This is a genomic window from Nocardia sp. CDC153 (assembly GCF_035818515.1).
In the GTDB taxonomy this organism is placed as follows: Bacteria; Actinomycetota; Actinomycetes; order Mycobacteriales; family Mycobacteriaceae; genus Nocardia.
The window spans coordinates 405,768-432,305 of sequence record NZ_JAYKYU010000005.1 but is presented as its reverse complement, the minus strand read 5'-3'; the positions used below and the strand labels follow the sequence as shown (position 1 = coordinate 432,305).

Here is a 26,538-nt window from a genome sequence, read left to right as displayed (position 1 = left end):
GCAACAGCCACACCCGACACGGCGGCCCGGGCCTCTCGCCCGGGCCGCCGTGGTTCCTCGGTCGTCTGCCCGTGAACCCGCCGGGTCTCACAGCGAGCGGGAGATGATCTCCTTCATGATTTCGCTGGTGCCGCCGTAGATTCGGTTCACGCGGGAACCCGTGTACATGTTCGCGATGGGGTACTCCATCATGTAGCCGTAGCCGCCGAACAGCTGTAGGCAGCGGTCGACGATCTTGTCGCAGGTCTCGGCCGCGAACAGTTTGGCCATGGAGGCGGTGGCGGGGTCGTTCTTGCCGTCGATGTATTGCTGAATCGCGTAGTCCACCAAGGTCTTGATGGCCAGCGCCTCGGTTTTGACCTCGGCCAGGGTGAACGCGTTGTGCTGGAACTTGCCGATCGGGCGGCCGAAGGCCTCCCGCTCCCGCGAGTACTTCAGCGCTTCGAGGACCGCGGCCTCGGCCAGTGCCGAGCACAGGCTGGCGATGATCAGCCGCTCCCGCGCCAGCTGCTCCATGAGCTGGTAGAAGCCCAGGCCCTCCTGTGCGCCAAGGAGATTGGCGACCGGGACCCGCATGTCGGAGAAGAACAGCTCGCGGGTGTCCTGGGCGTGCTGGCCCATTTTCTCCAGCACCCGCCCGCGCTCGAAGCCCGGCAGATCCTTGGTCTCGGCCACGATGAGCGACACACCCGCGGCACCTTGGGACGGGTCGGTCTTGGCCACGATCACCAGCAGATCGCAGTGGGTGCCGTTGGAGATGAACGTCTTCGAGCCATTGATGACGTAGTGGTCACCCTCGCGAATGGCGGTGGTGCGCACCGACTGCAGGTCCGACCCGGTGCCCGGCTCGGTCATGGCGATGGCCAGCACCAGGTCACCGCCGATGATGCCCGGCAGCCACTTCGCGCGCTGTTCCTCGTTGCCGTACTTGTAGATGTAGTGCGACACGATCGGTGAGTGCACGGAGAACCCGAACCCGTTGTCGTGCGCGTAGACCAGCTCTTCCTGCACGACGGCCTGCATACCGAAATCGCCTGCCGCGCCGCCGAATTCCTCGGGCAGATCCAGGCCCAGCAGACCGGCGTCGCCCGCCTTGTTCCAGAATTCACGGTCGACCATGTGCTGCCCGGTCCAGCGCTCGCGGTGGGGCACGGCCTCCTTGCGGAAGAACTCCGCCGCGTGCTTGCGCAGCTCGCGGTGCTCGTCGGTCTCCCAGGTGGGCCGGTAGTCGGGGAAAAGTTCGGACATTGCAGGAACGATACGGTTGTATAGTCGACCGGTCAATGGTAGCGGATTCTTTACCTGCGACCCACTGACTACTACCGCCCGTAGAATCACGGCATTCCGACGAACCGAGGGCAGATGCTGAATCCCAGGGCCACCAACGACGACCTCACCGCCAAGGCGCGCATTCGCAATGCCGCCATGGACCTGTTCGCCCAGTACGGCGAATCGCGGGTCTCGCTGCGCGCGGTCGCCGCCGAGGCGGGCGTCACCCTCGGCCTGGTGCAGCACCACTTCAAGACCAAGGCGGGCCTCATCGACGCGGTGGACCAGCTGGTCGTCGACTACTTCGCCGCCGCGGTCTCCTCGGTGCCGCTGGCCGGAACCCCCGGCGAGAACGCCGCCGCCCGCAACGAGGCCGTGCGAAAGATGCTGCGCGACAACCCCGCCGTGGTGAACTACGTCCGCCGCGCCGTCCTGGAACCGGCGGAAACCCAAATGCGCCTGCTCGAGTCGCTCATCGAGCTGACCCGCCGCGAGGTCGGCATCCTCCGCGAAGCGGGCCTGGCCTCCACCAGCCGACGCGAGTCGACCCAGATCGTCGACGTCCTGGTGAGCCAGTTCGGCGAACTGCTCCTGGCCCCGATGATCGACGCGGTATGGGAGCGCGTAACCGAATCCGCCGACGCCGACAAGCCCCGCCTCACGATCACCGTCCGCGACTGACCCGAACCGCGCATGCCGAATTCGCGCGTCCGATGCGGTTCAGCCGCGCCAGATCTCGCTGGCGAGGAAGCTGTCCCACTGGTCGGCGGAGAACACCAGCGCGGGGCCGTGCGGGTCCTTCGAGTCGCGGACGCCGACCGCGCCCGCCGAAAGATGGGCGATCTCAACGCAATCCGCGTTCGGCTGGCTGCGGGTGCTCTTGAACCAGCGGGCATGGGACAGATCTGAAGTCACGCCACGTACTCCTTCGCAAGCTGGTGCACCAACTGCTTGGTGTCATCCTCGCTCAACGCTACCCGTCGAATGTCGCTGATCGCCCGGCGATGACGCTCGATCATGTCGGGTCGCTCCAGATACAGCCCTCCCTCATAGCCCTCCACGTAGACGATGGGCGGCTCCACGAGATGGTTCGCCAGGGGTGGAAATTCCAGCAGGGTGAACGACTGGACCAGCAATCCCAGATGGCTTCCAGAGTTCAATGGCACGACCCGAATGGACACGTTGGATCGGGCTTCGGCCATCTGGAGCAGATGGTTCAACTGGTCGGCCATTACCAACGGGCCACCGGGCGTATGCCGAAGTACACCTTCGGACAGTAGAACATCCACACGAAAGTTGCTGTCCGACAAACGAACCTGCCGGTGCGAGGCCAATTCCAGCCGTCGGTCCATATCGCCTGCGGAGTGATTCGGATAGGCGATCTCACTGACCGCCCGCCGGTATCCGGCTGTCTGCAGCAGTCCGGGCAACAATACGACCTGATGGGTGGTCAAATGGGTCGCTACGGCCTCGAGTCCGAGGTAATGGTCGAAATGCGGCGCGTACTGATCGGTATATGCGTGCCACCAACCTTTGGTCGTACCAGCCAGTTTCGCCGCCTGCGCCTGATCCTTGACCTCCTGCCACAGTCCCAGCACTTCCTCACGCTCCGTGCCGTCGACCGGCACCCCATAGAGATCGAGCAGATCTCGGATCTGGCCGGTGGAGAGTTTGACCTTCTGCCCGTCCTCAATCCGACCGATGCTCTGCGGCGAAAGATCGATGTGCAGACCAGCCGCCAATTGGCTCTTATTTGCTTGTTCTCGGTAACTACGAAGCCTTCGGCCGAGAGCTCTTCTGGGAAGCGATGATCCGACCATTTCGTTTGCCTCGCTATCTGGGTGACTCCATCCTGGAATGCTCTAGCTGGAACGCCAATCATTTTCTGCACAAATCTAACTGGACATTCCCAATTCTATTGCCGCAGGTGTCTACTGAACTCCTGAACGCGAAAAGCCGAGGGGAGCAAGCAATGACCACATTCCTGCCGTCGAAGGATCTGCTCCTGGAGGCGTGCGCGGGCACCGTCGACTCGGCCCATCCACTGTTGCGGGCCGCGTACGAGCTGGCCAGTCTGCACGAGGCGCGCGACGCCGCCGCACCGGAGGCGATGCACGAGATCGACTGCGCCCGAGTCCAATTGATTCGCGATATCGACCGGTGGACGGCGCACGAGCTGCCGCGTCCCTTTGCCGCCGCCGCACTGCACACCGAGACCCTCGGCATGGTCGTCGATCGCCTGGCCCGCTTCTCGGTCGACGCCCACACCGCACTCGAGACCGGCGATACCGAATGCGGCCTCCACCGGGCCTGGACCCGGCTGGCCGAACTCTCCCTGGCCTACGCCGAACTCTCCCACGACCTGACCGCCCGCACCCGCCGCATCCCCGACTTCATCACCACCCACCCCGAAGACCTGCAACACCAACAGTTTTGAGCATCTCACCGACGGAGGCACCCCATGACCACCCTATGGCTGCCCTTCCTCATCGGCCTGACCACCGGCATCACCGCAGCCTGGCTGGTACCGCTGCACCCCCGCCGCCATCCCGCGCCTACGTCCGACTATTGGTCGGTGGCCGCCATCGCCTCTCGCATCGAGCGCGATGCTGGGACCTGCGCCACCTCACATTCGCGTGGGCTGCGTCGTCGAAGCAGTGAAACCACCTCGGCGGCACCCAGAAAGGTCGTTGCCGCCGGGCCTGTCGAATGGAGGATGCGATGACCGCCGACGATTTCGCGCTCGAAACGTTCTTGAAGACCCGCGCCGAGGCTCAGCAGTCGAAGGACATCGACGCGCTGATGCACCACTACGCCCCGGACATCGTCTATTACGATGTCGTTCCCCCGCTGCGCTTCACCGGCACCGACGAGGTCCGCGCCAACTTCCTGCGGTGGTTCGACGGATACGAGGGACCCATCAGTCTGGACACGCACGAATTGACCGTCGTCACCGAGGGTGATACCGCCTTCGCCACTATGCTGCACCTGGACTCGGGAACCCGAAAGGGCGGCCTGCAGAGCGCGATCTGGGTCCGCGAAACCACCTGCCTGCGCCGCACGAACGGCCGCTGGCTCATCACCCACGAACACATCTCGGTTCCGATCAACCCGGTCAACCTGCAGGCCTGGCTGCCGTCGGAGATGGACCAACCCGCATGACCGGCGATACAGACTGGTCGTTTGTGCAAGCCCCTAATGATGGGGGCGAAGGGCCCTAATTCGGTGGCGGAATACAGACATTTCGACGATCTTGATCTACGGTCGAAATCGTTGCCGCACCAACGGATCTCGGCCGAAGTCAACTCCGGGCGCCCCGATACCCGCTGGTCGGCAGCCACGCTACGGGCCCAACCCCTTCGCGGCCCGTAGATCACCCCACGTCACTCGGGGTGGTACCGGACGCCAGCGCCGCCGGATGTCACCCCCGACATCATCCGGCGGCGCTGGTGGCCGTCGGCGGGGCGACGTGTCCCTGCGCGGTTCTGCCCGGGTCGACCGATATCCTGCACAACCGAGGAGGAGTCGTGATGACCCGGTACCCGTGGATCGCCCTGTGCTGCGCGTTCGCAGCCGCGGTCGTATCACCGGGAGCGGCTGCGGCGCAACCGATCTCGGCCGGTGCCCGGTATGTGGCGCTCGGCAGTTCGTACGCCTCGGGCCCCGGGCTACCCGATCAGATCGACGGGGCCTGCCAGCGGTCGGCGCAGAACTACCCGCATCAGGTCGCGCGGGCCCTGGACCTGGATCTGGTGGACGTGAGTTGCGGCGGCGCGACGACGGCCGACATTCTCGAGCGGGCGCAGCGGACCGCGATCGGTACGGTTGGCGCGCCGCAGATCGAGGCGGTGAGCGCGGATACTCGGCTGGTCACGGTCAGCATCGGGGGCAATGACCTCAACCTGGTTGGCTCGATGGTTGCCGCCAGCGGATGCGCCGCCCTCGTGGGAGCCGTGCCCGGGGTGTGCGAAAACCTCACCGGCGCCAAGACTCCCACCCGGGACGACTTCGATGCCGTCGAGCGGGCGATCGGGGCGGTGGTCGACGCCGTCCACACGCGCGCACCCGAAGCGCGGGTGCTGCTGATCGACTATCTACCCGCCCTCGACCGCACCGGCGACACCTGTGCCACGGCCCCCATGCGTCCGGACCAAGCAGCCACCGCCCGGCACACCTATGACGGACTACTCGACGCGACCCAGCGCGCCGGAAAACGAACCGACGCGGTGGTGATCACCATCCCCGACGCCGAAGCGCACACCGCGTGCAGCCCCGAACCCTGGGTCTCCGGCCTGGTCGATCCCCTCACCACCGCAGGCGGCCTGGGCGCGGCCGCCGGTTCCTATCACCCGAATCTGGAGGGCACCACCCGTATTGCGCGACAGATCCTCGACCGACTCGACCGCTGAACGACCGACGGTCAGAGGCGGCCCACACCGGCGAAGCCGGGTGAGTGGATGGCGAGTCGGGTGCCGGGGGGTGAGAGTTCCGGTCGCCAGGAGGTCGGCGGCACCAATCCCGGTGGGACCAGGTCGAATCCGTCGAAGAAACGCAGAATCTCGTCGTAGGGGCGCAGGGTGATCGGGTTGGGGGTGCGGCGGTAGAGGTCGGCGGTTTCCTGGTGGACCTCGGTCGCGGCGCTGCCGTGGACGATGACCAGGTAGCTGCCGGGGGCCAGGCGGGCGCGAATGTTCGCGAGAATCGCGGCCGGATCGTCGGAGTCGGGGATGAAGTGCAGGACCGCGATCAGCAGCACCGCCACCGGCCGGGTGAAGTCGAGGTGCCCCGCCGCGCCGTCGGGGCCGAAGAGTTCGTCGGGGCGACGCAGATCGGCTTCCAGGACCAGGGTTTCGGGGTCGGTGTGAAGCAGGGCGCGGCTGTGGGTGACGGCGACCGGGTCATTGTCGGCGTAGACCACGCGCGCGCCGGGAAGGGTTTCGCGGGCCACCTCGTGCACCGGGGCGACCGTCGGGATGCCGGAGCCGACATCGATGAACTGGTCGATGCCCGCGGCGGTGAGGAATCGCACGGATCGATGCAGGAAGGCGCGCGTCGCGCGGGCGATGAGCGGGGCGTCCGGCATGCGTTCCATGGCTTGCCGGGCCAGGGCGCGGTCGACCTGGAAGTTGTGCGAACCGCCGAGGTAGTAGTCCCACACCCGCGCCGCGCTGGGCCGATCGAGATCGACCGTCAGCGGCGCCCATTCGGGCCGTACATCGGGATTCTCCGGTTCTCCGGTCACGCAACCTCCCCGCCATTGCTCAACTGTCCCAGCCGCACTCGTCCTGCCAGCCGGTTCAGCGTACAGAGGGTCGAACCCGCGCGCAGCGGGCCCGGCCCGGCAACGCGGCGCGCAGCGGTCGGGTCGGCCATGCGATTCACGCATGATTCAGGTTCTGACCGGCCGAGTCTTGACTCTTGTGAATCAAGGTGATTCGATCTGAATCATCATGGTTTCAGCGAATCAACCGACAGAGCGCGCGACCGCGGCGGCAGCGGGGCACACCACCGCGGCAGCGGTGTCCGCCGCGAATGCGGTTGCGCGCCAGTCGCACCCACGCCAGCAGTTGGGCGTGGAGCTGCGCCGGTTGCGGGACATGGCCGGAATCTCCGGCCGGGAGCTGGCCAAGCGAGTCGGAATCAGCCAGTCGACCCTGTCCCGGATCGAGGCGGGCCATGTGGTTCCGCCACTACCGCAGGTGCTCGACTGGGCCAAAGCGGTTGGGGCGGACGCGGATTCGCAACATTCGCTACGTGCGCTCACCGAGGTGGCGCACACGCCCGAGGTGCGCGACTGGGCCTCCTCACTCGCCGACCGCCCGCACCTGCAGGACGATGTCCGGGCCTTCGAGGAGGACGCGCAGGTGGTGCGCAACTTCCAGCCCTCGCTGATACCGGGCCTGCTACAGACCGCCGATTACGCCCGCCGGGTGTTCGCCACCTTCGATCCGCCGTATACCCCCGATGCCGCGGCCGCCGCGCTCGCCGCGCGCCTGGAACGCCAGCGGGTGCTGTACGACCCCACCAAACGCTTCGAATTCCTGATTACCGAAGCGGCCCTGCGCTTTCGCCCCGGACCGCATCGCGTCCTGCTCGCCCAACTGGACCGGATCATCTCGATCGAGACCCTCGATACGGTCACCATCGGGGTCATCGCGCAGGACATCGAGGCCAGCACCACCATTCCGCACGGTTTCGTCATCTACGAGAACGAGGATCACGCCCTCGCGTCCGCGGAACCGATTCCGGGCAGCATGGTCACCCGCGGCCCCGATCTCGTCGACGCCCACCGCCGTCGCTGGGACGCCTTGACTCGAATGGCCATGTTCGGCACCGATGCTCATGAATTTCTCACCGGCCTTCGGGACTAAACCCCCCGCACAACAACCCAAGCCCCTTTTTCCAGCGGCCGTCGAGGGGTCGGCCGCACGTGGGGGTGGTGGTGTCGCAGCGAATTCGCTGCGACACCACCAGCACGTCAGTCGGCGAAATCGAATTCGCCGGCGCGCACGCCCGAAGTGAACGCTCGCCACTCGGATTTGGTGAACCATAGGATCGGGCTGTGCCGATCCTTGGAATCACGCACTGCGATCTGGCCTTCGTGGTACGCGACCTCGACACAATCGCCGCCGCCATAGCTGAAACTGCTCTTGGCGAACCTGGGGCCGCGATGAGCCCCGCGAATCATGTTGCCGTTCATGGCATTCATTCCTTCCCCCGGAGGGCCACTCCCCATGACCCATCTCGTGAATCGCTTACGCCGAACAGAGTGTTATCCGAACCACCGGCCGCGCAACTGAATTCATGCGGCCCTGCGCGCCGACTCATCGAAATCCTCATGACCGCAACTCTACGGCGACCCACCGACAAACTTCGGCGCGCGCGAGGCCGCGAACGGGAACCGTTTCAGCGCTGAGCGATCAACTGTTGCAAGGCAATTGCGAGCGCGGCATCACCGCGCGCGGTGGGATGCCAGGGGAAGCCCAACAGTTCGGTGCGCGGGTCGAACGCCCCGTCGACCCAGGCGTCCGCGGTGCACGCGCCGTGCCCGGCGGTGATCGCGCGGGCGTCGAGGAAATCCGCGTTCAGCTGGGCGGCGGCCGCGCGCTGGGCCGCGTCGATATGGTCCAGGAACCCGGTGACCGCACCGGCCCGGGGCTGGACCACATCGACGCCGAGAATGCCCGCGCAGGCGGAATCGTGACCGGGAGAATGTATCTCCGGATATCCCACGAAGACGATCCGCGCGTTCGGGGTGTAGTACCGGAGGTACACCACCGCCTGACGGACCCGATCGGCGTACGCCTGGCCGGTGATGGTGTCGGGATCGGGCGCGCGCCCCTGCGTCACAGCTTCCGGACCGCAACCATTGATCAGATCGGTCAGACACGAGAAGGCACGGGACAGGGCGACCGGATTGTCGGTGCCCCAGGCGTCGTTCATGCCGAGCTGAATCGTGACGGTCCGGGTGCGGGCGCCGAGCGCGCCGTCGGCCATCGCCCGCTTCACCTGATGCGCCAGCGTCCAGCCCGAGGTGTCGATGGAGCCGCCCTGGCACGAGGTGTTCTCGACGTCGTTGTCGGACAGGCCGAGACGCTGGGCCAGCTGCAGCGGCCACGAGGTCGGCACGTGCTTGCAGCCCGGATCGCCGTTCGAGTTCAGCAGATCGAGGATCGCCCCGTTCGCGGAGAAGGAATCGCCGATCACCACGAGAGCCTTGCCCTCGGGGTCCTCCGCCGTCGCCGGTGCCGCCGCAGCGACCGCCGCCGCGACGCCGCAGACCGCGGATGCCACGAGCATCCGCAACCGAGCCGATCTGTTCACTGGCCGTGTACCTCTTGTCGATCCGGACGCCCACTGTAGCCGGGGCGCTCCGCTTTCGGGTCGAATTCGCCTGCGCGGCAACATAATTCCAATACGAGCGCGCATACCGCGGCGTGATCGCGACGGCACGCGAGCCGTGCCGGGGGCTTGCTTGTCAACTAAGTGAAATAACGCTATTTTGCTTTGACTGTCAATGGCTGTGACCTGCGTCATGGTGTGTGTGGCTTGATGAGGATTGTGTATTGACCAGCTCCTGGACAACAGGTCCGGCCGTGTCCCTGATTCGGCTGGCCGCCGTCGGCGTGCTCGCCACGGGGGTCGTGGCGGGGGTCGCCGACGCCGAGTCAGCACCGACCGGTCGGTCACTCGTCGTCCTCGGTGATTCATACACCGCGAATCCGCCCTGCGACGGGCTGTTGACCAAATGCGTCGACACCGACGGCACCGGCCCCCGCGCCTGCCTGCACGGACCCTCCTCCTGGCCAGCCCAATTGAGCACGCTCATGGCCCTCGACCCCGAGGATGTCGAGAACAATTCGTGTTCCAGCGCGACCATCGACACCGGCCCGGTGACCTCGACCGGACAGGAGGTTCCGGGTCGGGGCGGCTACACGCTGGCACAGGAGGCCCTGGCCGCCGCGAAGGACGGCGCATTCGGCCCGCGAACCCGGGTGGTGGCAATCCAACTGGGCTTCAATGACGCCTGGCCCCGCGACTCCACGGTCACCGCCGACGCGTCCCGGGTCGTCACCTGCGTCTTCGACATTCTCGAGGGCTGCGACGAGAACGCGGTGGCCCAGGGCCGCTGGCCCGACGTCGACGCCATCACCGGTTCCGCCTACGCCGAGCGGATTCGCAAGGTCGTCGACTACGTCAAGTACTACGCCCCGAACGCGAGGATCGAACTCGTCGGCTATCCCGAGGTCGCGCCGGAAGGCGATTCGGTGTGGTGCTTCGACCTTTTCGGGCTCGGCAACTGGGTGCAGCCCCGCGCCCGGGCCATGGTCGAGTTCTGGGACCGGCTGCAGACGGCCGAACGCGAGGCCGCCGGGCTGCTCGGCATCGACTTCGTCGATGTGCGGCCCGCGACCGCGGGCCACGGCCTGTGCTCGAACGATCCCTGGTTCAACGGCTTGCTGGATCCGCGCCCGGACCACTCCGGCCTGCCGCTGCACCCCTCCGCCCACGGCGACGCCGCCGTGGCCGCCACCGTCTACCACCACGTCGCGCAGCCCAACTGACAGCACCACCCCGCGATCGAGTACCGCGTGGCAGCACCCGGAGAAGCAATGACGCTCACCTACACCTCTGAATCCGAATCGCCCGTCGCGCCACCGCGCTTCGCGTGGCGGGGCGTCGTGCTGGTCTCCGGCCTGATCACGCTCGTCTGGTCGGCCTCCGCGGCGCGCTTCCAACTCGCGGGCGACGAGCTGTACTACCTGGCGTGCGGGCGGCGGCTGGCCGTCGACTACGTGGACAACGGCCCGGTGATTCCGCTGATCGCCCGGCTGTGCGAGCTGCTCGCGCCCGGATCGGTGCTCGCCCTGCGGATTCCGGGACTGCTGTTGCTGTTCGCGGTGTCGGTGCTGGCCGCCGCGGTGGCCGCCGAATGCGGCGCGCGGCCGCGCTATCAAATGCTCGCCGCGGCGGCCTACGCGCTGTCGCCGTTCGTCGTGGCGTTCACGGTGCTGGACAGTGTCGCCTTCGATGTGGCCTGCCAGGCGGTCATCCTGTGGCTGCTGATCCGCTGGGTGCGCGTCCGCGACGACCGGTTGCTCCTGGGCGTCGGCGTGGCCGCCGCGATCGACGTGCAGGACAAGTGGCTGGTGCTGATGCTGGCGGCGTGTATCGGCCTCGCCATGCTCGCGGTCGGCCCGCGCGAGATCCTGCGCCGCCCCGCATTGTGGTTGGGGCTGTTGATCTTCGCGGTCGCCATGACCCCGGCCCTGCTGTGGCAGGCCACCCGGGATTGGCCGCAGCTGGCCACCAATGCGGCCATCGCCCAGGAGACGGCGGGCAGCGACGGCGGCCAGTGGGGCACGATCGTGGCGATCATGGTGACGACCGGATTCCTCGGCGGCGGACTGGGTTTGCTGGGCCTGTACGGTCTGGCCCGGAACCCGCGACTGCGGCCCTACCGGTTCGTCCTCGTCGCGGGCCTGCTGATGATCGTCCTGGTCGTCGGCGGACACGGCCGGTCCTACTACGTGGCCGGAATCGTCCCCGCCATCTTCGGCAGCGGGGCCGCGATCCTGTCCGGGCTGCTCGAAACACCCGACGCCCGTTCACATCTGCGGCGGCTGTTCACAACGTTGACCGTCGCGTCCGCGGTGCTGACCGCCTTCCTGGCGACCCTCCCCTACCCGCGCAGCTGGATCGACGTCCCGAACACCGGGTACTGGGGTTTCCTGCAGCACTACGGCAATGACGACTGGTCGGATCTGGCCGACGCCGTGCACCGGGTCGCGATAGGTCTGTCCGCCGAGGACCGGGCCGGTGCCGTGGTCGTCACCGAGGCCTACAACGAGGCGGGCGCGCTCGACCATTACCGTCGCTCCCAATGGATTCCGCCGGTCTACAGCCCCAATCGCGGTTTCGCGGAATTCGGCGCACCGCCGGACTCGGCCCGGACCTTCCTCTACGTCGGCTACAACGACGGCCCCCAGGTCCGCGCCTTCCTGGCCGAATTCGCCCACACCACACCGGCATTGCGGATGGACAATCCGCTCGGCATCGCCGGGCAGAACCACCACGTGACCATTTGGGTCTGTCGCGAACCGCGGGTGCCGCTGTCGGTCGCGTGGCCGAGTTTGACCTACATGATCGTGCCACCGGCTTCGTGAGCAACACTGTCGAGGCATCACTACTTGGTTGTCGAGGAATTGCATGATGAGTTTCAAGGCCCTCGGGGGCCGCGCGTGGCCACTCCGACTGGCTGCCACCGTCGCGATGCTCGCCGCGGCCGGGTCGATCGGCACCGCCGGTTCGATTGGTACAGCCAGGGCCGATCAACCGGCTCCCGCCCCGGGTAAAACGCTTGTGGTGCTCGGTGATTCGTTCGCCGCCAATCCGCCGTGCGACGGAGTGCTGGTCAAGTGCGACGGCAACAACGACACCTCCGCGCACGAATGCCTGCACCGCGACACCTCCTGGCCCGTCCAGTTGAGCGCGCTCATGGGTGTCGCGGGCACCGCCGACTTCGAGAACGCCACCTGCACCAACGCCTCCATCGACAGCGGCCCGGTGACCTCGACCGGACAGCAGGTCCCCGGCCGCGACGGATACACCCTGGCGCAGTTGGCCATCAAGGCCGCCGGGAACGGCGCGTTCGGCCCGCGCACCCAGGTGGTGGCCATCCAGCTGGGCGCCAATGACGAGTGGCCGCGCGACTCGGCCACCACCGCCGACGCCCCCGCCCAGCTCACCTGCGCGTTCAACCTCGCCGACGGCTGCGACACCGACGCGGTGACCCAGGGGCGTTGGCCCGACCTGAACGCGGTCACCGGGGCCGCCTACGCCGACCGCATTCGCAAGGTCGTCGACTACGTCAAGTACTACGCCCCGAACGCCCGGACCGAGCTCGTCGGCTATCCCGAACTGGCCCCGGAGAATTCGTCGGTCTGGTGCCTCGACGTGCTGGGCGTCTTCCGCTACGTCCAGCCGCGGGCCCGGGCCATCAACGAGTTCTGGAATCGCGTCGACAATGCCGAACGGGATGCGGCCCAACTGCTCTCGATCGATTTCGTCGACGCCCGCCCCGTCACCGCAGGCCACGGCCTCTGCGCCGCCGACCCGTGGCTACTGGCCGTCCTGGACCCCAAGGTGGGCCTGGTCGGGCTGCCCTTCCATCCCACGCCGCGCGGCGACACCGCCCTCGCCGCCGAGGTCTACAGTCACAGCGTCCAGCCCCGCTGAACCGCGCCGGGTGAGCGAAACCAGTTCGCGCACCAGCAGATAGGAGAGCAGGCCGATCGGGGAGAGCAGGATGGTGACGAACAGGATCGGCGAGACGAGCAGCGGTGAGATGGAGCGGGACCGGCTGTCGAGGTAGATCCAGCGGCCGATGAAAAGGTCGAAGGCGATCAGGTGGGCCCAGACGGTGGCCGCGCCCCAGTCGTCGCCGAGGATGTCGCGCAGGGTCGTGAGGTCGGGGCGGAGCATGGCGGCGAAGAACCGCGCGAAGTGCGGGAGCATGAGCGCCAGATAGACCAGCAGCGGCGGCAACACGATCCACGGTGACGCGACCAGGCGGCGGGTCCACACCCGGTGCGGGGCAAGGATCATGGCGGCCCAGAACGGGGCGGCGAGCCAGAAGACGAGGGAGAACAGGGTGGTGGTCATCGGCGCACCACCACCCAGGTGGCGGCACCGGCGGTCGCCGCGGCAATGGCCGCGACCGACACCAGCGTCAGCGCTTGGGGATGCACCACCGACTCACCGCGCAGCGCCTGCCAGGTGACCACGCCGAGCAAGGCCGTGTAGGCGGCGACGGCGATCGTGACGAGCGTGGCCCGCCGCTGCCCGTCGCGCAGCGGCCCCACCCGGCGCGAGAGCAGCTCGAGCGCGATCACCACGAGCGGAATCACCTGCAGCGCATGGATTCCCACGAAGTGCGGAATCCGCAGATCCCCGCCCACCGTGCTCCAGCCGAGCAGCGGCAGTCCCGGCCCGCCGTCGGGCAGGCCCACGGTGTGCGCGCCCGAGATGGTGCGCGGCAGATCGTGCTGACCCACCTTGGGACCGACCATGAGGAATCCCAACGCCATCCCGAGCAGCGACAGCAGGCTGCCGTATCGAATGCCCAGGGTGCGCGCCCGATCCGGCCCGGGATTGCGGAACAGCAGCGCGCTCATCACCGCGGTCGCCAACCAGGTGGCCGCGATCGACACCCCCATCGTGTACCAAAGCGCGCTGTTCAGAGGCGAACTCACATTGAAATGACTGGTGGTGCCCCGCACCACCTGCACCACGATGACGACCATCTCCACGCCCAACAGCGCGGCGGCCACCGTCCCGGCCCGCTGGGCCACCCGCCTTCCCCTGGGCAGCTGCGGGATGAGCCATGCCCAGGTCACCGCATAAATCAGTACGGAAAGGGCGAATTTCGCGGGCTTGTCCCACGCGGGCAGGCCGGTGATGACCCGATGGTCGATCACCATCCCCCCGGCGGCGAAAAACACGAGCGCGAACATCGCGACCGCCAGCCAAACCAGCGGCGGATGCCAACGCTCTCGGACGGAAACGGGTGCGACAGCAACACTGTTCATAATGGATAGCGTAACTATCCGATAGTGCTGCTGTCTATAAATCGAATGCCTATGTATGCGGCGGGAACTGCCCGTCCGCCGTGACCTTGGTGCCGTTCAGGCTGAACGTCACCACGCTCGGCCCACCCTGCGGGCAGCACATGGGCTCGTTGTCCTTGATCCAGTGGTAGGTCAGCGTCAGACTCGTCCGGGTATGCCCGGTGATCTTCGTGTACATGTACGGCTCCGAGGTCGCCGTGCCCAGATAGGTCCCGTTGGTGAAGAACAGCAGGTGCGAATACGGGTGATTCACGGTCGAGCCCACCTCCATCCACGACAGCACGCCGTCGCAGCCCGCCGAGATCTGATCGTCACTGGACTGCCCCACCTGCCACTTTCCCAGCGGCGGCGCCGACAGCCGGGCCATGGCCTGCCGGGCGAGATCGGAATTCACGTCGAAGCACAGCCCGTGCCCGCTGCCCGCCGGTGCCGCCGGCTGCTGTGCGGCAACGGATTCCGTCGTCGAACCCGCCGACGTGGACCCGCCCCCGCATCCGCCGACGGCGAGCACCACGCCCGCCGCCGCTGCCGCCACCGCCATTGACCTGGCCTTCATGAATCCCCTCCGGTCTCGCTTCACGACATGATGATCGGGCTCGCGGGAAATCGCGTTATCCCCGCCGCGAACCCGGCAGAGGTGCGCGTTGGAAATGTAGCGGAATGCGAGAATGCGTTATGAGCATCAAGATCGATGGCCTGGATTCCGCGCTGCTCGCGGAGTTGGCGGCCGATCCGCGCGCGCCGATCCTGGAGTTGGCGCAGCGGCTGGGGATCGCACGGAACACGGTGCAGGCCAGGATGAAACGGCTCGAGGCGTCGGGCGTGGTGCGGGGATATCCGCCGGACGTGGATCTCGAGGCCATCGGGTTCGCGGTGCACGCGTTCCTCGGGATCGAGCTGAACCAGAACAAGATGAACGACATCGTCGAGGCGCTGCGGGAGTTCCCGAACGTGCTCGAGGTGCACGCGACGACCGGGCGCGGGGATCTACTGGTGCGGATCGCCGCGCGGTCGCAGCCGGATCTGTTGGCGATCATTCAGCGCGTGCACTCCATCCCGGGGGTCAAGCACACCGAAACCATGCTCGCCCTGGCGACTCCGGTCGAGTACCGCTCGCTGCCCCTCGTCGAGCACCTGACACGTCATCCAGCCGTCGAATGACCGCCTGAGCAAAATGATGCGCGCGTCACAGTGTTCCAGATCACTTTTGAGCAATCTGATCAACTTTTCGCGCCTCAGTTGACACACATCACACATCACGGCAGATTTCGCTGCACCGATCGCTTGATCCCCGTCCTATGCAGCTCACGAGGCTGTAGAGAGTGTGGTGACTGTCAATGACCGACGTTGCCTGGGCGCCTGTTCGGCAGGCCGAACCAGCTGCGCCCTATGACCTCGCCGACCGCTACCGGTCCGGCGCGGGTCCGGTTCTTCTCACCGGTGTGCAGGCCATTGCCAGACTGCTGGTCGAGCAGCACGTGCGCGACATGCGCGCCGGGCATCGGGTCGCGACCTTCGTCTCCGGCTATCAGGGCAGCCCGCTGGGCGGGGTCGACAAGATGCTGCTGGGCATGCCGAATGTGCTGTCCGAACACGACATCACCTTCGTTCCGGGTTTCAACGAGGAGCTCGCGGCCACCTCGGTGTGGGGCAGTCAGGCCGATCTGCCCGCGGGCACGGCGACACACGATGGCGTGGTGGGCGTGTGGTACGGCAAGGGGCCGGGCGTGGACCGGGCCACCGATGCCATTCGGCACGCCAATATGTACGGGGTGAATCCGCGCGGCGGCGTGCTGCTGCTGGTGGGTGATGATCCGGCCTCGAAGTCCTCGACCGTGCCCGCGGTGAGCGAGCGGTCGCTGGCGGCCATGGGTGTTCCGGTGCTGTTCCCGCGCAATGCCCGCGAGATCATCACCATGGGCATGCAGGGGGTGGCGCTGTCGCGGGCCTCGGGGTGCATCGTGGCCATGAAGATCGTGGCCGATGTCGCCGACGGCGCGTGGACCGTGGACTCCTCGGTCGCGGAGCTGCCCATCGAGGTGCCCGAGATCCAGTGGGAGGGGAAGACTTTCACCTATCGGCAGCGGCCGATGGCGGCCCCCGCCGACAGCGTGCTGGCCGAGGCGGATCTGTACGGGCCGCGCTGGGCCACGGTGCGGGCCTTCGGGGCGGCCAACGAGCTCGATGTCATCGAGGTGGATCCGGCCGACGCGAAGATCGGAATCGCAGCCACCGGAACCACTTTCGACGCGGTGCGGCAGGCGCTGGTGGACCTCGGGGTCGACGAGGCGGCCATGCACCGCGCCGGAATCCGGCTGCTGCGCATCGGCATGCCGTATCCCGTTGGCGCGCAGCGGGTTCTCGAGTTCGCGCACGGGCTCGAGCAGGTGATCGTGGTCGAGGACAAGACCGCCTTCATCGAGACCCAGATCCGGGAGATCCTGTACGGCACCGCGAATGCGCCCCGCATCATCGGCAAGCTGGATGCCAAGGGCATGCCGCTCATGCCGTTCGACGGCGAGCTCACCGCGGGCCGCCTGCTGGCCCCGCTGCGGCGGGTGCTGCGCGATCACGTCGAGCTGAAAAAGGCTCCACCGCCCGCGCTTTCGCTGGAGGTGCTGTCGGCCAAGCGCACCCCGTACTTCTGCAGCGGCTGCCCGCACAATCGCTCCACCGCGATTCCGGAGGGGTCGATCGGCGGCGGCGGCATCGGCTGCCACACGCTGGTGACGCTGTCCGGCCGCAGCGACAGCGCGGTGACCGGGCTGACCCAGATGGGCGGTGAGGGCAGCCAGTGGATCGGGCAGGCGCCGTTCACTGATGTGCCGCACCTGTTCCAGAACATCGGCGACGGCACGTTCTTCCACTCCGGGCAGCTGGCGGTGCAGGCGTGCGTGGCGGCGGGGGTGAACATCACCTACAAGCTGCTCTACAACGAGGTCGTCGCGATGACCGGCGCGCAGGACGTCGAGGGCGGGCTCACGGTCGCGAAGCTGACCCACAAGCTGACCACCGAGGGCGTCAAGCAGATCATCATCTGCGCCGATGATCCCAAGCGGCACAACAAGAAGGCGCTCGCCAAGGGCACGCTGCTGTGGCATCGCGATCGGCTCGACGAGGCCCAGCGGATGCTGCGCGAGATCAAGGGCGTGACCGTGCTGATCTACGACCAGCACTGCGCCGCCGACGCGCGTCGCCAGCGCAAGCGGGGGACGCTGCCGGTGCGCAATACCCGCGTGGTGATCAACGAGGCGGTGTGTGAGGGCTGCGGCGACTGCGGCACCAAGTCGAACTGTCTGTCGGTGCAGCCGGTGGAGACCGAGTTCGGGCGCAAGACGCGCATCGACCAGACCTCGTGCAATACCGACTACAGCTGCCTGGACGGGGACTGCCCGTCGTTCGTGACCGTGGAGCTGAACCCGGAGGGCAAGGGCAAGGCCGCCAAGCGCAAGACCCCCGAGCCGCCCGCCGTCACCGACCCGGGCCTGGGCGCACCGCTGGGCACGCAGAACGTGCTCATCGCGGGTATCGGCGGGACCGGGATTGTGACCGTCAACCAGGTGCTGGCCACCGCCGCGCTGCGGGCCGGGTATTTCGTGGAGAGCCTGGACCAGATCGGGCTGAGCCAGAAGGCCGGTCCGGTGCTGTCGCACTTGCGTTTCGCCACCACGGAATTGGAGCCGTCCAACCGGCTCACACCGGGCAGCGCGGACTGCATCATGGCCATCGACCTACTGGGTGCGGCCGACCCCAAGAATCTCGCGTACGGCAATCCGGGCAGCACGGTTGTGGTGGCCTCGACCAGCCAGACCCCGACCGGCGACATGGTCTACGACAAGTCGGTCACCTACCCCGACACCGGGTCGATGCTGGATCGTCTTGCGGCGGTGTCGGATTCGCTGTTCCACTTCGACGCACTCGCGGCCGCGCAGCAGCTGTTCGGGAATACCGCCGCCGCCAACTTCCTCATGGTCGGCGCGGCCTTCCAGACCGGTGGGCTGCGACTGCCCGCGGCGGCGATCGAGGAGGCGATCACCATCAACGGGGTCGCGGTGAAGGCCAATATCGCGGCCTTCCGCTGGGGACGCGTGGCCATCGCCGATCCGGACGCCTTCGCCGTCGCCACCGAATCGACCACCGCGCGGCGTGCGCCGCGCACGGTACCGGCGGAACTGTTGGCGGGCACCGGCTTCGACGGTGAGGTGCGGCGGCTGGTCGAGTTGCGGGCCGCCGAACTGATCGACTACCAGAACGTGAAGGTGGCGCGCCGCTACATCGAGACGGTCCAGGCCGCCTGGAACGCCGAGCGGGCGGTCACCGACCGCACCGAGTTCAGCGAGGCCGTCGCGCGCGGACTGTACAAGTTCACCGCGTACAAGGACGAGTACGAGGTGGCGCGGCTGCTGGTGGATCCCGCCTTCCTGGCCGATGTGCAGGCCCAGGTGCCCGGCGGCGAGAAGCTCACCTACAAGCTGCATCCCCCGATGCTGCGGGCCATGGGCCGCAAGAAGAAGATCGGCCTGACCCCCAAAACCCATGTGGCCCTGAAGATTCTGGCCAAGGGCAAGGCACTGCGCGGCACCAAGCTGGACCCGTTCGGCTACGCGCACGTCCGCAAGGTGGAGCGGGAGCTGCTGTCCCACTACACCGAAATGATCCACCGCCTCGCCGCCGGACTCACCGACCAGACCTACGCCACGGCCACCGAGGCCGCCGGTCTACCCGACCTGGTCCGCGGCTACGAGGACGTCAAGCTCGGCAATGTCGAGCTCTACCGAGCCCGCCTGCGCGAACTCGGCCTCGACCACTAACCCCGATCGCCCTGTCCTCCCGGCACACCCATGCCGGGGGTGACGAGGTGCGCCCACAACCGGCCGCCCACCACGCGGCCACCCCACAGCCGCCACAAGCGGCGCCCACGAAAGGAATCGATTGTGACCGCAATGCACACCGACGCAGGGGTCTTCGGCCGCTCGCACGAGCTCAGTGGCCGTCGCCACGAGCAGGTCGTGTTCTGCGAAGACGACAAGAGCGGGCTCAAGGCGATCATCGCCATTCACTCGACCACGCTGGGTCCGGCGCTGGGCGGGACGCGGATGTACCCGTACGCCTCGGAGTCGGACGCACTCGACGATGTGCTGCGCCTGTCGTGGGGCATGACCTACAAGGCGGCGGCCGCGGGCTGCGATCTGGGCGGCGGCAAGGCCGTCATCATCGGCGATCCCGCGGTCGACAAGAGCGAGGAGCTCTTCGCGGCGTACGCGCGATTCGTGGAATCCCTTGGCGGCCGGTACATCACGGCGGGTGACGTCGGCACCAACACCGACGATCTGGACACCATCGGCCGCTACACCGGCTACGTGACCGGCCGCAGCAAGGCCGCGGGCGGCTCTGGCGACAGCGCCCGGTTGACCGCGCTGGGTGTCTTCAACGCCATGCGCGCCGGTGCCGAATCCGTTTGGGGCGCACCGACCCTGGCGGGCCGCACGGTCGGCGTCGAGGGTGTCGGCAAGGTGGGCAACGAGCTCATCGCGCTGCTGCTCGCCGACGGCGCGGAGGTCTGCGCGACCGACGTGAACGAGGCCGCGCTGGAACGCGTTTCGAAGACTCATCCCTCGGTTCGACTGTTGAGCAATGTCTCCACCGCTCCGGTCGACGTCTACGCCCCCTGCGCCCTCGGCGGCACGCTCACCGCGTCCAGCGCCGAGGCCATCGAGGCGAAACTCGTCTGCGGCGCCGCCAACAACCAGTTGGCCACGCCCGCGGTGGAATACGCCCTGAACGAGCGCGGCATCACCTGGGTCCCGGACTTCGTGGCCAATGCCGGTGGGCTCATTCAGGTGGCCGGTGAGCTGCGCAAGGCGGCACCGGCCGAGGTCGAAGACGCGGTGAGGGGCATCTTCGACCGTTGCCGCGACATCATCGCGGAAAGCAAGGCCGAGGGAATCGGCACCGGTGCGGCGGCGAATCGGTTCGCGGAGCGGCGTCTCGACGCCATTCCGCGGGCCCTCTGATCGCCGTAGTTTTTCAACAGAGGAGACGCAAAGTGGCGTTCGCGAGCGGAGTGTTCCGCACCAAGTCCGTCGAGCAATCGATCAGGGATACCGATGAACCGGATTCCAAGCTACGCAAGGATCTCACGGCGCGGGATCTGACCATCTTCGGTGTCGCGGTGGTCATCGGGGCGGGCATCTTCACGCTCACCGCCCGGACCGCGGGCACGGTCGCGGGGCCCTCGGTCTCGCTGGCCTTCGTGTTCGCGGCCATCGCGTGCGGATTGACGGCGTTGTGCTACGCCGAATTCGCCTCGACGGTGCCCGTGGCGGGCAGTGCGTACACCTTCGCGTACGCCACTTTCGGCGAGGTCATCGCCTGGATCATCGGGTGGGACCTGATTCTCGAATTCGCCCTGGCGGTTTCGGTGGTCGCCAAGGGGTGGTCGCAGTATCTCGGCGAGGTGCTGGGCAATGTGGTGAATCCGGTCGCGCACGTCGGGTCGATCTCCTTCGACTGGGGCGCGGTGCTGATCATCGCGATCGTCGGCGTGCTGCTGGCCACGGGAACCAAACTGTCCTCGCGGGTCTCGGCGGTCGCGGTCGCCATCAAGCTGGCCGTGATCGCGCTGGTGCTGGTGGTCGGCGCGACCTACTTCAAGGCCTCCAATCTGAGCCCCTACATTCCGCCGTCGCAGCCCTCGGCGCAGGCGAGCGGCGCGCATCAGTCGCTGTTCTCCTTCCTGACCGGTTCCGGCGGAACGAATTTCGGCTGGTACGGCCTGCTGGCGGCGGCCTCGCTGGTGTTCTTCGCCTTCGTCGGGTTCGACGTGGTCGCCACCACCGCGGAGGAGACCCGCAATCCGCAGCGTGATGTGCCGCGCGGCATCTTCGGATCGCTGGCCATTGTGACCGTGCTGTACGTCGCGGTGTCGCTGGTGCTGACCGGCATGGTGCCCTACACCGAACTCGCCAGTGGAAACGCCACCCTGGCAACGGCTTTCGCGTTGCACGGCGCGACCTGGGTGAAGAACATCATCTCCATCGGGGCGCTGGCCGGACTGTCGACCGTCGTCATGGTGATGTTCCTGGGCCAGACCCGCGTGCTGTTCGCCATGGCTCGCGATGGACTGCTCCCCCGCGGCCTCGCTCACACCGGCAAGCACGGGACGCCGGTGCGGCTGACCGTCATCGTCGGCGTCGTGTGCGCGCTGCTGGCCGGGTTCGTGGACTTCGGCACGCTCGAAGAGATGGTCAATATCGGCACCCTGGTGGCGTTCGTCCTGGTCTCCTTGGGCGTTCCGATCCTGCGCCGCACCCGCCCGGACCTGAAGCGCGGCTTCCGCGTCCCGTTCGTCCCGGTCGTTCCGATCCTCGCGGCCCTGGCCTGCCTGTGGCTCATGCTGAACCTGTCCATCGAGACCTGGCTGCGATTCGTCATCTGGATGGCGATCGGCATCGTGATCTACTTCGCCTACAGCCGCCGGAACTCGGTGCTGGGCAACCAGTCACGGAACCATCCAGGACAGCACGACGGTGGACTGCAGGTACACCAGCAGACACATGCCGAGCAGGAACAGCACGCTCCAGCCCAGCACCCGGCGGAAGATGTCGCCCTCACGGCCGTGCAGGCCGACGGCGGCGGCCGCGATGGCCAAGTTCTGCGGTGAGACCATCTTGCCCAGCACGCCGCCGGAACTATTGGCCGCGGCCATCAGGATCTGTGACAGCCCGGCCTTTCCGGCGGCGGTCACCTGCAGGGCGCCGAACAGTGAATTCGACGAGGTGTCCGAGCCGGTGACGGCGGTGCCCAGCCAACCCAGCAGTGGGGACAGCAGGGCGAACAACCCGCCCGCCGCGGCCATCCAGGTGCCCAGCGTAATGGTCTGGCCCGAGGCGTTCATGACATACGCCAGGGCCAGCACCGCCATCACGGTGAGGATGGCCCAGCGCAATTGGAACAGCGTCACGCCGTAGGCCCGCAGCGCCCGGGGAATCGAGATACCCAGGACCGCCATCGTGACCACGCCCGCCACCAGCATCTGGGTGCCGGGCGTGGTCGCGATATTGAGGGTGAAGCTCACCGAGCCGACCTTGCCGCCCTTGGCGTTCAGCAGATGCAGTCCGGGCCAGGCGAATTGGTGGGTCGCGCGGTTGAGCCAGGACTTGATCGGGCCGATCTGGCCGAGCACGAAGACGGCGATGATGATCAGGTACGGGGCGTAGGCGCGGGCGATCTCGCGGGGCGGGTCGTGGGGTAGGTCGCGGCTCTCCTCCGGTGCCTCGGGGGACCGCTCATCTCCCGCGGCACCCGACATGACCGGTGCCACAACGGCTTCCGTGTAGACCCGGGCAGGCCGCCAGAGGCGAACCAGCGCCATGACCGCGGCCGCCGAGACCAGTGCGGCCACCACGTCGGCCAGCGGCACCGAGATGAAGTTCGACGTCAGGTACTGGGCGACGGCGAAAGACGTTCCACAGACCAGAATCGCGGGCCAGGTGTCGCGAATCCCGTTCCGGCGGTCCACGATCAACACCAGCACCAGCGGAACGAACAGCGCCAGAATGGGAGTCTGGCGGCCCACCATCGCGCCGAGAGTGTCCGAGGAATGCCCGGTGACGGTGCCCAGCGTGATGATGGGCGTAGCCATCGCGCCGAATGCGACCGGCGCGGTATTCGCGGTCAGCGCCAGTACGGCCGCCTTCAGGGGCGCGAATCCCAGGGCGATCAGCATGACAGCCGTCACCGCGACCGGCGTCCCGAATCCGGCCAGCGCCTCCATCAGCGCGCCGAAGCAGAAGGCGATGAGCATGGCTTGAATGCGCTGGTCGTCGCTGACGCTGGCGAACGAGCGCCGCAACACGTCGAAATGGCCTGTCGCGACGGTCATGTTGTAGACCCAGATGGCATTGATGACGATCCACAGGATCGGGAAGAACCCGAAGGCCGCCCCCTCCGATCCGGCCAACGCGGCCTGACCGACCGGCATGCCGTAGGCCCAGACCGCGACGATCAGGGCGACCGCGAGCGCTGCCAGGGAGGCGATCCACGCGGCCCAGCGCAGCACGCCCAGCAGCACGAACAAGGTCAGTAGGGGTAGCGCCGCGACGAGTGAACTCCACGCGAGGGAATGGGCGACCGGATCGAGAATCTGCTGATACATGGCAACCTCCGACATAATGGTCGGTCGGAACACAGCCGCCCACAGGCGATTCCCGATAGGTTGGCCGGGTCGGCGTGCCATCCACGGTTCGGCAAATACTCAGCGATAGCGTGCGGGGTATGGCACACAGCCGAACGCCGGGGCCCATCGAGCACGTCGTAGTGATGGTGCAGGAGAATCACACCACCGACAATTATTTGCGGTCCGCGGCCGCCTATGGCGCGAACATTGCCACGGGTTGGCCGACCGCGACGAATCCACCCGCGTCGGATCAGCCGCATGATCGCGCGACCTGGGTCCGGTGGTTGGCGCGGAAGATCACCGGGGCGCATGTGCAATTCGATACCGCCGCGGTAATGCCGTTCTACGCGTGGCTGGCGGCGAGTGGGGCGCTACTGGAAAACCACTGCAGCGGGTTCGGGACCAACTCCACGCCGAATCATCTGTTGATCGTCGGCGGACAGACGCCGACCTTGAAGAATCCGTCTCGCAAAGGGCCGCAACCCGTTTGGGACATGCCGAGCCTGCCCGGCCACGCCGGGGATCACGGAATCTCCTGGCGCGCTTACACCGGGACTTCGGGTTATCCCGTCGAGTTCTACCGGCAGCTGCAGGGCTCGCCGAATATCGTCCGCAGCGATCAGCTCGCCGCCGACGCCGCGGCGGGCACGCTTCCGGCGCTGTCGATGCTCTGGCACGATTCGCCCAGCGATGAGCATCCGGCCGCCGACGTCACCATCGGCCACAACGCCGTATGGCAGACGGTGAGCGCGATTGTGGCCGCGGGACTGTGGGATTCGACGGTATTCCTGCTCACCTGGGACGACTGGGGCGGCTACGACGACCATGTCGTCCCGCCGCACATCGAATCCGATCTTTCCGGCCATCAGCTCGCCTACGGTTCGAGGCTGCCGCTGCTCATGTTCGGCGGCCGCGTGCGTCCCGGTATCGACCACCGGTGGTGCGGCCACACCAGCATCACCAAAACGGTTCTGCAGCTGCTGGGATTGCCGCCCTTGGGAGTGCCGCGCGTGGACGACGATCCGGGCCTGGCCGACCTGGTCGAGCAGCGCCCGGATGCTCGCGTCCCGCTGATGCCCGCCCCACCGGCGTTCGGCACGACCATCGTGCAACCGCCGCCGCCCCAGCCGAGGCCGACGCCCACACCGCCGCCACCCCCGCCGGTGGCCACGCCCACCACCGTCGGTCCCGTCCTGCTGCGCGACGGCACCACCCTGCCGCCGCCGGACGATGTCGTGATCAAGTGACGCACACCGATTCGGCGGTCGGGACATTCGTCCGTATCCATCGAGGTCGGCGGTTTCTAAAGTCGAGTTGGTGAATACCGTTCCCGACACCATCGCCGACACCGTCGACCAGGCCGTGCACAAGGCCGAGGAGTTGCGGAGTCCGGGACGTTTTCTGGTGTCGGCCATGCTCGCCGGTGTCTACATCGCCGTCGGCGAGGTGCTCCTGCTCGTCGCGGTCTCGCCGTTCGTGGCCGAGCACTCCCCCGCGGTGAAACTGCTCGAGGGCGCGGTCTTCCCCATCGCACTGACCCTGGTGATGTTCGCCGGAGCCCAACTGTTCACCTCGACGGTGATGGTCATGCTCGTCGGCGTGCTCTCCGGCCGCACCGGCGTGAAACCCATGCTCACCGCGTGGGCGGCCACCCTGATCGGCAATTTCCTCGGCACCCTGCTCTTCGCCGCCATGACCCACGCCTCCGGCGTGATGTCCTCCCCGACCGCCAAATCCATGCTCGCCGAACTGCTTTCGGCGAAGGATGCCCTGCACGGCGGTCAGCTGTTCTGGCGCGCGGTCCTCTGCAACATGCTCGTCTGCCTGGCGGTGTGGATGTTCACCCGGGTCCGGACCCCCGGTGCCAAACTCGCCCTACTCTGGCTCCCGGTCCTGGTCTTCGTCTCCGTGGGATTCGAGCACTGCGTGGCCAACATGTCCCTCTACACCATCGGAATCTTCGAAGGCCAAACCACTTTCACCGCCCTGCTCCACAACCTCGTCTACACGATCCCCGGCAATATCGTCGGCGGCGGACTGCTGGTGGGAGCCGCCTACTGGTACACCTCGGCCGCCCGCCGCACCCGCGCGGCGGGGTCAGCTGAGATGGTGGAGTGCCTGGTCGAGGCGAGGTAGGGCTCGGGTCCAGCTGCGTTCCACGGCATTGCGGGCCATTTTGTGGCGGCGGTGGGTGATGTCGAAACCTGTTTGGGTTACCAGGAATCGGGTGCCGCGGCCTTCCGGGTGCAAGATCCAGTGGACGATCCAGTGGGTGGGGTTCTCGTCCACGCGGCCGTGCCAGGTGTAGGTCAGTTGTTCGGCCGGGCGAACGGCGAGGACCTCGCAGGAGATCTGCCCGGCCGAGGGGTTCGGTAGCGGGAAGGTGAATCGCGTGCCCACCGATGCGGCAAACCCCTTCGGGCGCAACAACCATCGCGCGAGGAGGTCCGGGTCGGTCAGGAAGCGCCAGACCGTGGCCGGCGGTCGAGACAGGAAGCTGCCGAGCTCGACGGTGGCGGGGTCCCGGCCCGCATCGGCTATCACCTACTCGGTCCCGGTGGGGGCCTCGCCGTTGACCTCGGTGAATTTCGCTTCCAACTCAGCGGCGAGTTCGGGCTTGTCGACGCTCATCTTCTGAACGTAGGCCACCGCGTCGCCGACGGTCCGCAGACTCGCCAGATCCTCGTCGGGCACCGTCACCTTGTAGGTGTCCTCGAGTTGGACGGCGATCTCGACCAGGGACAGGGAATCGATGTCGAGATCGTCCACGAACGACTTCTCGATGCCCACTTCGGAGGGCTCGATACCGGTCACCTCCTCGATGATCGACGCGATACCGGCCACGATTTCGTCCTGCGTAGCAACCATGGTGCTGCCTTTCTCGTTGGTGCCCAGCACGCTAGGAGCTCCACCCGGGTGGAGGTGCAACCGACTGTGACCGACGGCACAATGCGAACCCGC

26 protein-coding genes and 1 pseudogene are annotated in these 26,538 nt (G+C 67.1%); 15 read left to right on the top strand and 12 right to left on the bottom strand.

Annotation, left to right across the window (positions count from 1 at the left end; translation table 11 throughout):
- Positions 1-87 precede the first annotated feature (87 nt).
- Positions 88-1,248 carry an acyl-CoA dehydrogenase family protein gene (locus tag VMT65_RS28700; protein WP_326311606.1) on the bottom strand — a complete coding sequence of 387 codons (1,161 nt, stop codon included), beginning with the start codon at positions 1,246-1,248 and terminating at the stop codon, positions 88-90.
- A 114-nt stretch (positions 1,249-1,362) separates the two neighbouring features.
- On the opposite strand from VMT65_RS28700, the gene VMT65_RS28695 reads away from it, so the two are divergent.
- Complete coding sequence (locus VMT65_RS28695) at positions 1,363-1,950, top strand: TetR/AcrR family transcriptional regulator (protein ID WP_326311605.1); 588 nt, start codon at positions 1,363-1,365, stop codon at positions 1,948-1,950.
- Between the two features lie 39 nt (positions 1,951-1,989).
- Here the strand turns inward: VMT65_RS28695 and VMT65_RS28690 are convergent, their stop codons facing one another.
- Entirely contained in the window at positions 1,990-2,184 is a 195-nt protein-coding gene (locus tag VMT65_RS28690; protein ID WP_326311604.1) for a DUF397 domain-containing protein, read from the bottom strand.
- Positions 2,181-3,089 carry a helix-turn-helix domain-containing protein gene (locus VMT65_RS28685; RefSeq protein WP_326311603.1) on the bottom strand — a complete coding sequence of 303 codons (909 nt, stop codon included), beginning with the start codon at positions 3,087-3,089 and terminating at the stop codon, positions 2,181-2,183. Before VMT65_RS28685 ends, VMT65_RS28690 begins: the two co-directional genes overlap by 4 nt.
- 152 nt (positions 3,090-3,241) lie before the next feature.
- Between VMT65_RS28685 and VMT65_RS28680 the strand changes: the two genes are divergently transcribed.
- From VMT65_RS28680 to VMT65_RS28665, 4 genes are all read left to right on the top strand, one after another.
- Positions 3,242-3,706 carry a DUF4254 domain-containing protein gene (locus tag VMT65_RS28680; protein WP_326311602.1) on the top strand — a complete coding sequence of 155 codons (465 nt, stop codon included), beginning with the start codon at positions 3,242-3,244 and terminating at the stop codon, positions 3,704-3,706.
- A gap of 24 nt (positions 3,707-3,730) precedes the next feature.
- Complete coding sequence (locus tag VMT65_RS28675; protein ID WP_326311601.1) at positions 3,731-3,994, top strand: hypothetical protein; 264 nt, start codon at positions 3,731-3,733, stop codon at positions 3,992-3,994.
- A complete protein-coding gene (locus VMT65_RS28670; protein ID WP_326311600.1) occupies positions 3,991-4,431 on the top strand; it encodes a YybH family protein in 441 nt (146 codons plus the stop codon). Before VMT65_RS28675 ends, VMT65_RS28670 begins: the two co-directional genes overlap by 4 nt.
- Before the next feature lie 368 nt (positions 4,432-4,799).
- Complete coding sequence (locus VMT65_RS28665) at positions 4,800-5,678, top strand: SGNH/GDSL hydrolase family protein (RefSeq protein ID WP_326311599.1); 879 nt, start codon at positions 4,800-4,802, stop codon at positions 5,676-5,678.
- Positions 5,679-5,689: 11 nt separating this feature from the next.
- Here the strand turns inward: VMT65_RS28665 and VMT65_RS28660 are convergent, their stop codons facing one another.
- A complete protein-coding gene (locus VMT65_RS28660; RefSeq protein WP_326311598.1) occupies positions 5,690-6,511 on the bottom strand; it encodes an SAM-dependent methyltransferase in 822 nt (273 codons plus the stop codon).
- A gap of 208 nt (positions 6,512-6,719) precedes the next feature.
- Between VMT65_RS28660 and VMT65_RS28655 the strand changes: the two genes are divergently transcribed.
- Entirely contained in the window at positions 6,720-7,640 is a 921-nt protein-coding gene (locus VMT65_RS28655; protein ID WP_326311597.1) for a helix-turn-helix domain-containing protein, read from the top strand.
- Positions 7,641-7,747: 107 nt separating this feature from the next.
- Here the strand turns inward: VMT65_RS28655 and VMT65_RS28650 are convergent, their stop codons facing one another.
- Together VMT65_RS28650 and VMT65_RS28645 are read right to left on the bottom strand one after the other, a co-directional pair.
- Positions 7,748-7,969 carry a DUF397 domain-containing protein gene (locus VMT65_RS28650; protein ID WP_326311596.1) on the bottom strand — a complete coding sequence of 74 codons (222 nt, stop codon included), beginning with the start codon at positions 7,967-7,969 and terminating at the stop codon, positions 7,748-7,750.
- A 206-nt stretch (positions 7,970-8,175) separates the two neighbouring features.
- Entirely contained in the window at positions 8,176-9,093 is a 918-nt protein-coding gene (locus VMT65_RS28645) for an SGNH/GDSL hydrolase family protein (RefSeq protein ID WP_326311595.1), read from the bottom strand.
- 242 nt (positions 9,094-9,335) lie between these two features.
- Here VMT65_RS28645 and VMT65_RS28640 point away from each other — a divergent pair, with 242 nt between their 5' ends.
- Genes VMT65_RS28640 through VMT65_RS28630 form a run of 3 tightly spaced genes read left to right on the top strand, consistent with a single transcriptional unit; the run spans position 9,336 to position 13,008 of the window.
- Entirely contained in the window at positions 9,336-10,334 is a 999-nt protein-coding gene (locus VMT65_RS28640; RefSeq protein WP_326311594.1) for an SGNH/GDSL hydrolase family protein, read from the top strand.
- A gap of 48 nt (positions 10,335-10,382) precedes the next feature.
- Positions 10,383-11,936: an ArnT family glycosyltransferase gene (locus VMT65_RS28635; RefSeq protein ID WP_326311593.1), complete on the top strand. Its 1,554-nt coding sequence runs from the start codon at positions 10,383-10,385 to the stop codon at positions 11,934-11,936.
- Between the two features lie 46 nt (positions 11,937-11,982).
- Positions 11,983-13,008 (top strand): SGNH/GDSL hydrolase family protein, encoded by a 1,026-nt coding sequence (locus VMT65_RS28630; RefSeq protein ID WP_326311592.1) that lies wholly within the window; start codon positions 11,983-11,985, stop codon positions 13,006-13,008.
- Here VMT65_RS28630 and VMT65_RS28625 read toward each other — a convergent pair.
- The 3 genes from VMT65_RS28625 to VMT65_RS28615 are packed head-to-tail and all read right to left on the bottom strand — an operon-like array spanning position 12,892 to position 14,955.
- Positions 12,892-13,434, bottom strand: a complete 543-nt coding sequence (locus VMT65_RS28625) for an ABA4-like family protein (protein WP_326311591.1) — start codon at positions 13,432-13,434, stop codon at positions 12,892-12,894. The genes VMT65_RS28630 and VMT65_RS28625 overlap by 117 nt on opposite strands.
- Positions 13,431-14,360, bottom strand: coding sequence for a hypothetical protein (locus VMT65_RS28620; RefSeq protein WP_326311590.1), 930 nt, complete (start codon positions 14,358-14,360; stop codon positions 13,431-13,433). Before VMT65_RS28620 ends, VMT65_RS28625 begins: the two co-directional genes overlap by 4 nt.
- Positions 14,361-14,409: 49 nt before the next feature.
- On the bottom strand, positions 14,410-14,955 hold the full coding sequence (locus tag VMT65_RS28615) for an LppP/LprE family lipoprotein (protein WP_326311589.1): 546 nt from the start codon (positions 14,953-14,955) through the stop codon (positions 14,410-14,412).
- Between the two features lie 119 nt (positions 14,956-15,074).
- Here VMT65_RS28615 and VMT65_RS28610 point away from each other — a divergent pair, with 119 nt between their 5' ends.
- The 4 genes from VMT65_RS28610 to VMT65_RS28595 all read left to right on the top strand — a co-directional run bounded on the left by VMT65_RS28610 (position 15,075) and on the right by VMT65_RS28595 (position 22,062).
- Positions 15,075-15,560 carry an Lrp/AsnC family transcriptional regulator gene (locus tag VMT65_RS28610; protein WP_326311588.1) on the top strand — a complete coding sequence of 162 codons (486 nt, stop codon included), beginning with the start codon at positions 15,075-15,077 and terminating at the stop codon, positions 15,558-15,560.
- A gap of 176 nt (positions 15,561-15,736) precedes the next feature.
- A complete protein-coding gene (locus tag VMT65_RS28605; protein ID WP_326311587.1) occupies positions 15,737-19,210 on the top strand; it encodes an indolepyruvate ferredoxin oxidoreductase family protein in 3,474 nt (1,157 codons plus the stop codon).
- 132 nt (positions 19,211-19,342) lie between these two features.
- On the top strand, positions 19,343-20,413 hold the full coding sequence (locus tag VMT65_RS28600) for a Glu/Leu/Phe/Val family dehydrogenase (RefSeq protein ID WP_326311910.1): 1,071 nt from the start codon (positions 19,343-19,345) through the stop codon (positions 20,411-20,413).
- Between the two features lie 32 nt (positions 20,414-20,445).
- Positions 20,446-22,062, top strand: coding sequence for an amino acid permease (locus tag VMT65_RS28595; RefSeq protein WP_326311586.1), 1,617 nt, complete (start codon positions 20,446-20,448; stop codon positions 22,060-22,062).
- On the opposite strand, the pseudogene VMT65_RS28590 reads toward VMT65_RS28595, so the two are convergent.
- Positions 21,994-23,556: pseudogene (locus VMT65_RS28590) on the bottom strand (L-lactate permease); the annotation flags it as partial. The gene VMT65_RS28595 and the pseudogene VMT65_RS28590 sit on opposite strands and share 69 nt — an antisense overlap.
- Before the next feature lie 119 nt (positions 23,557-23,675).
- On the opposite strand from VMT65_RS28590, the gene VMT65_RS28585 reads away from it, so the two are divergent.
- Positions 23,676-24,824, top strand: a complete 1,149-nt coding sequence (locus tag VMT65_RS28585; protein WP_326311585.1) for an alkaline phosphatase family protein — start codon at positions 23,676-23,678, stop codon at positions 24,822-24,824.
- 70 nt (positions 24,825-24,894) lie between these two features.
- Positions 24,895-25,713, top strand: a complete 819-nt coding sequence (locus VMT65_RS28580) for a formate/nitrite transporter family protein (RefSeq protein ID WP_326311584.1) — start codon at positions 24,895-24,897, stop codon at positions 25,711-25,713.
- On the opposite strand, the gene VMT65_RS28575 is transcribed toward VMT65_RS28580, so the two are convergent.
- Entirely contained in the window at positions 25,675-26,121 is a 447-nt protein-coding gene (locus tag VMT65_RS28575) for an SRPBCC family protein (protein WP_326311583.1), read from the bottom strand. The genes VMT65_RS28580 and VMT65_RS28575 overlap by 39 nt on opposite strands.
- Positions 26,122-26,445 carry a meromycolate extension acyl carrier protein AcpM gene (gene acpM / locus VMT65_RS28570; RefSeq protein ID WP_326311909.1) on the bottom strand — a complete coding sequence of 108 codons (324 nt, stop codon included), beginning with the start codon at positions 26,443-26,445 and terminating at the stop codon, positions 26,122-26,124.
- Positions 26,446-26,538: the final 93 nt, after the last annotated feature.